Annotated in this window: 3 protein-coding genes and 1 pseudogene; all 4 read right to left on the minus strand. The window is 71.3% G+C overall.

Going from position 1 to position 3903, the window contains the following annotated elements:
* Positions 1 to 217, minus strand: a pseudogene (locus JWR81_RS10970) (transketolase); the annotation flags it as partial.
* A gap of 33 nt (positions 218 to 250) precedes the next feature.
* Entirely contained in the window at positions 251 to 712 is a 462-nt protein-coding gene (locus JWR81_RS10975; protein ID WP_297650156.1) for a MarR family transcriptional regulator, read from the minus strand.
* Positions 713 to 728: 16 nt separating this feature from the next.
* Complete coding sequence (locus JWR81_RS10980; protein WP_297650158.1) at positions 729 to 3398, minus strand: MFS transporter; 2670 nt, start codon at positions 3396 to 3398, stop codon at positions 729 to 731.
* A 184-nt stretch (positions 3399 to 3582) separates the two neighbouring features.
* Positions 3583 to 3903 (minus strand): aldehyde dehydrogenase family protein (locus JWR81_RS10985; RefSeq protein ID WP_297650160.1); only part of this gene is annotated, 321 nt, incomplete at its 5' end.

Raw genomic sequence — 3903 nt, forward strand, 5'->3', positions numbered from 1 at the left:
CGGCGAGCACCGCGTAGTACGCCATCGGCCCGTGTCCCTTGGAGAGCAGGAACCGGTCGCGGGCGGGGTCGTCGGGATCGGTGTGCAGGACGCGGTCGTAGAGCACCCAGAGCACGTCGAGGGTGGATGTGGCGCTGGCGCCGTGCTTCTCGTCGCCCGTCATGAGCGTCATCAGGTCGGGCAGGTCGTCGTAGCCGAGCGTGGTGCTGAGAGTCATGGACCCAGCCTGTGAGCTGAACCCGACTTCAGGTCAAGAGGAACCCGCTGCGAGCTCCTCGATCACCGGCAGTGCCGCCGTCAGCAGCGCGACGGCGTGCGGGTCGAGGTCGACGATGCGGTCGGCCAGCAGGCCCGCACCCAACTCCCGCACCGCGTGCAGCCCCGCCGCGCCCTCGGCACTGAGGCTGACGCGGATGGCGCGGTGGTCGTCGGGGTCGGCGGTGCGGACGATGAGCCCGCGCCCCTCGAGGCAGTCGACGAGCCGCGACGTGGTCGGTGCGCTGATGCCGACGCGCTCGGCCAGCGCACCCACGCGCAGCGGTCCGTCCGAGTCGAGGACGGCCAGCGCCGCGAGCCGGCTCGGTGTCATGCCGTCGAGCCTGCTCTGGGCGCCGGCCTCACGGGCCAGCCGGCCGGCTGCGATGCGCAACCGCCCGGCGAGCTCCGCCGCGCAGTCGGTGGTCCCGCCCGGGACCGGAGCGGTCGTCGTCATTGCCGGCCGCCTCGCCTCAGCGGTCCGCGGGGACGGCGTGGGCGGAGCTGCGTTCGGCGGCGGGCGACCCCAGCCGGAGGTCGACCCGCGACGGGTCGCCTGCCGGCAGCTCCACCTGCACAGCCGCGGGGGCATGCGTGGTGGCGACCACCGTGTAGCGACCGGGTTCCAGGTCCGTCAGCCGGTAGGAGCCGCGGGCGTCGGTGGTGGCCGTCGCGACGACGTCCCCCCGCTCGTCGGACGCCGTGACGGTGGCACCGGCGAGCGGCGTGCCGTCGGGGGCGCTGACGATGCCCACCAGCCCGCCGATCGACGGGGCCAGCACCAGGTCGAGCGGCGCGGCGGTGTCCGTGCCGATCATCACGGTCGTGGCGCTCGGCTGGTGGCGCTGGAGGCTGGCCGTCACCGTGGTGGGCCCGAGCGGCAGGCCGAGCAGCTGGAACGTGCCGTCCTGCGTCGACCGGGCGCTGCCGACCACGCGGCCCGCGGCGTCGGTGGCCATGACGACCGCACCGATGAGCGGCGCGTGACCGGCCCCCGAGCGGACCATGCCGGTCACGGCACCGTGGCCGTCGAGCGCGAAGTCGTGCACCGCACCGTTGCCGTTGAGCGTCACGGCGACGACGTCGGGACGGAAGCCTGGCGAGCTGGCCACCGCGGTGTAGTGGCCGGACTCGAGGCCGCGCAGCACATAGCGGCCGCCGGGTTCGGCGACGGCCCGGGCCACCTGCCGGCCGTTCTGGTCGGTGACGGTGACGACGCCGTCCAGGACGGCTGAGCCGGACGCGGTGCGCACGGAGCCGAGGAGCTCCCCGGGCGCGGCGTGGCGCGGCCTGTGGTGGTCGGCGCCGGCGGCGTACGCGGCGACCGGCACCTGCCCGACGGTGTCGTTCTCGAAGTCGTCGGTCACGATCTCCGAGGGGCCGAAGCCCGCCTCACCGGCGACGGCGGCGAGCTCGCCACCGAGCGACTCGTGCGGGGCCTTGGCGGCCGGGCGGCGCGACCCGGCGAACCAGGACGCCACGGCGGCGACGAGGCACGCCGCGACGGCGAACCAGAACGCCGCGGTGAGGCCGTCGGCGAACGGGCCCGAGATGAGGTTCGGGAAGAAGCTGCGACCGGTCAGGAACGAGGCCTGGTCGGCGGGCAGCGAACCCAGGACGTTGCCCAGCAGCTGCTGGATCGGGTTGAAGCCGAGGAACGCGGCGAAGAGGACGGCCACCGGCGGCAGGGCGGCGACGCGGCTGGCGTCCGCCGCGGGCACGCCGTGTGCCAGCAGACCCGACTCCATCACCGACGGCAGGTGCTGCGACAGGCCCGCGATCATCAGGCTGAAGAAGAAGCCGATCGACAGCACCATCGCCGAGTTCTGGAACGTGGCCGTCATGCCGGCACCCGCGCCGCGGGCGTTGGCGGGCAGGCTGTTCATGACGTCGGCGCGGTTGGGCGAGGAGAACAGGCCCATGCCGAGGCCGTTGAGCAGCAGGATCGCCGCGAAGCCCCAGTAGTTGAAGTTGATCGGCAGGATCTCCAGCAGCACGAAGCTGACGGCCGAGATCACCATGCCGACGGTGGAGAACCAGCGGGCGCCGAAGCGGTCGGACAGCACGCCCGACACGGGCGCCGCGATGAGGAAGCCGATGGTCAACGGCAGCATGTAGATGCCGGCCCACAGCGGCGTCTGCTCGAAGGAGTAGCCGTGCTGTGGCAGCCAGATGCCCTGCAGCCAGATGATCAGGACGAACTGCAGGCCACCGCGGCCGAGCGAGGCGAGCAGGTTCGCGACGTTGCCGAGAGTGAACGCGCGGTTCTTGAACAGCGAGAGCGTGAAGAGCGGGTTCGCGACCTTGGTCTCGATGATCCCGAACGCGATGAGGACGACGATGCCGCCGATGATGCAGCTCAGGACGAGCGGGCTGCCCCAGCCCATGACGCTGGTCCCGTAGGGCTGGATGCCGTAGGTGATGCCGACGAGCAGCGCGATGAGGCCGACCGCGAAGGTGATGTTGCCCCACCAGTCCATCTTGGCCGGCCGCCGCTCGCTGGTGTCGCGCAGCTTGATGTAGCCCCAGATCGTGCCGAAGATGCCGAACGGCACGGACACGAGGAAGACGAGGTGCCAGTTCACCGGGCCGAGCAGGCCGCCGATCACGAGGCCGAGGAACGAGCCGGCGATCGCGGCGACCGCGTTGATGCCCAGTGCCGTGCCGCGCTGATGCACCGGGAACGCGTCGGTGAGGATCGCGCTCGAGTTGGCCATGATGAACGCGCCGCCGACGCCCTGCACGATGCGCCAGCTGATCAGCCACCAGGCGGCGGCGTCACCGGTCTGCCAGGTGACGGCCAGCAGGATCGACGCGATCGTGAAGATCACGAAGCCGAGGTTGTACATGCGGACGCGGCCGTACATGTCGCCGAGGCGTCCGAAGCCGACCACCAGCACCGCCGTGACGACCAGGAAGCCCATGATCATCCACAGCAGGTAGCTGGTGTTGCCGGCGCCGAGGGGGTCGATGTTGATCCCGCGGAAGATGTCGGGCAGGGCGATCAGGACGATGGAGGAGTTGATCGTCGCCATGAGGAGGCCGAGCGTCGTGTTCGACAACGCGACCCATTTGTAGTTGGGACCCGGTGCCGGCTTCCCGTCCGGTGTCCCCCGCACCACCGCCTGTTCGACGACTGCCATCTTGACCACAACTCCCCCGCGCAGTAGACATCCGCAATACTTAGTTGTCTTATGCTAATCACCACCTGGGTCGGGGGGGAAGTCGGTACGGAGAGTCGCTCACCACACCCGGTCCTCACCTGGGAGCGGCACGTCCGGGCGAGGGGTCGCCCGGACGTGCCGCTCGTATCGCGGGGTGGAGCTGTCAGCCCTGGTGGGGGTGGCCCGAGGCGGTCGGCGCCACGAACGTCTCCTTGATCGTCCTCGGGCTCACCCAGCGCAGCAGGTTGTAGACCGAGCCCGCCTTGTCGTTGGTGCCGCTCGCGCGCCCGCCGCCGAAGGGCTGCTGGCCGACGACGGCGCCGGTGGGCTTGTCGTTGACGTAGAAGTTGCCCGCGGCGAACCGCAGCGCCGCAGACGCCCGCGCCACGGCCGCGCGGTCGCGGGCGACGACCGAGCCGGTCAGGCCGTAGGGCGCGCCGCTGTCGACCTGCTTGAGCACGGCGTCGAAGTCGCCGTCGTCGTA

The sequence above is a fragment of the Pseudonocardia sp. genome, from assembly GCF_025965585.1.
GTDB lineage: Bacteria > Actinomycetota > Actinomycetes > Mycobacteriales > Pseudonocardiaceae > Pseudonocardia.

Coding starts and splice junctions, on each gene's coding strand:
- JWR81_RS10975 (WP_297650156.1), bottom strand. CDS start 712: ATGACGACGACCGCTCCGGTCCCGGGCGGGACCACCGACTGCGCGGCG.
- JWR81_RS10980 (WP_297650158.1), bottom strand. CDS start 3,398: ATGGCAGTCGTCGAACAGGCGGTGGTGCGGGGGACACCGGACGGGAAG.